The sequence below is a fragment of the Collinsella sp. HCP28S3_B9 genome, assembly GCF_052066095.1.
Taxonomy (GTDB): domain Bacteria; phylum Actinomycetota; class Coriobacteriia; order Coriobacteriales; family Coriobacteriaceae; genus Collinsella.
Genome location: NZ_JBQHST010000061.1, coordinates 1 through 1,501 on the forward strand (window position 1 = coordinate 1; position 1,501 = coordinate 1,501).

The 1,501-nt window shown below is 65.9% G+C and carries 1 protein-coding gene; it reads left to right on the top strand.

Features of this window, described 5'->3' with window-relative positions; all coding sequences use genetic code 11:
• Window positions 1-119 precede the first annotated feature (119 nt).
• A complete protein-coding gene (locus tag ACTNBB_RS09040; RefSeq protein WP_441057980.1) occupies window positions 120-1,400 on the top strand; it encodes an IS256 family transposase in 1,281 nt (426 codons plus the stop codon).
• Window positions 1,401-1,501: the final 101 nt, after the last annotated feature.

Here is a 1,501-nt window from a genome sequence, read left to right on the forward strand (position 1 = left end):
GATCGCGTGCCGAATGTTGGTGTAAGGGGCCGCTTCCCTGGCCGTAGAAAGCAGGAAGCGGTTATCGCCTAGAATCTTAATTGCTGAAGCTAGGATTCGTGGAAAGGCAATAACCGCATATGGATAAGATACACGAGATTGTGGGCGACGGCGCCCTGATGCCGAGATTCGACGACGGCATGGTGAACATGACGGAGCTGATCAGGGTGATGGCCGAGTCGCTCGTCAACGAGATCATGGACGCCCAGGCCGACGAGGCGTGCGAGAGCGGCAACCAGCGCAACGGCTACCGCGAGCGCAGGCTCGTCACCAGCGTGGGCACCATCAACCTCAGAATCCCGAAGCTGCGCGCCGGCAGTTACTTTCCCGAGGACCTCATCGAGCGGTACTCGCGCGTGGACCGCGCGGTCATCGCCGCGGTCTCCGAGATGGTGACAAACGGCGTGTCCACCAGGAAGGTGAAGCGCGTGGCGCAGTCCATGGGCATAGACCGCATGAGCGCCAGCCAGGTGTCGAGGATATGCTCGTCGCTGGACGAGTCGGTCGCCGACCTGCGGGGACGCGACCTGTCAGACGTCAGCTACCCCTACATCTGGCTCGACGCCACCTACATCAAGTGCAGGGACGCCGGCCGCGTGCAGTCCACCGCGCTCGTGACCGCCATCGGCGCCGGCTCGGGCGGCTACAGGCGCCTGCTCGGCCTCGACGCCATCGACACAGAGTCCTACGACGGCTGGAGGGCGTTCCTCCTCTCGCTGCGGGCGCGCGGGGTCGATGGCGTCATCTGCGTCACCAGCGATGCGCACGAGGGCCTCAAGCGCGCGATCCAGGAGGTCTTCCCCGGCGCCGCCTGGCAGAGATGCATCGTGCACCTGATGCGCAACGCCGCCGGCAACGCGCCGACCAGGCAGAAGAGGGGCGCCGTGCTCGGCATCCTGAAGGCCGTGTTCGCCGAGCGCGACCCCGAGCTCGTGCGCGAGCTCTACCAGCTCGCCATCGAGCAGATCGAGGGGTTCTGCCCCAAGGCGGCCGAGGTGCTCGAGGAGGCCGAGGCCGACGCGCTGGCGTACCTCGACTTCCCCTACGAGCACCACGTCAGGCTGCGCACCAACAACGTTCAGGAGCGCGCCAACCGCGAGCTCAAGCGCCGCAGCCGCGTCGTCCAGGTGTTCCCGAGCAGGAAGTCGCTCATCAGGATGATGGGAGCGGTGTTCTCCGAGATGGACGAGGACTGGGCGGGCCGCCGCTGGTTCAACGACGACTCCATCGGCAGGGCCGTGGAGGGCGCCAAGGTGAACGCGCCCGCGCCCGCCTACGAGGGCACCGCCGCCGAGCATGCGGCCAGGATAATTGCGCTCGTGGTGGCCGACAACCCGATTCCCGGCAGGAAGGCGGCGTAGCATGCGCTAGAATGACGGCATTCTAGGTGATTCTCGGCTCCTCGGGCAGCCTGCGGCTACCCTCGAAAACCGAGCTCTACACCAACATTCGGGACACTACC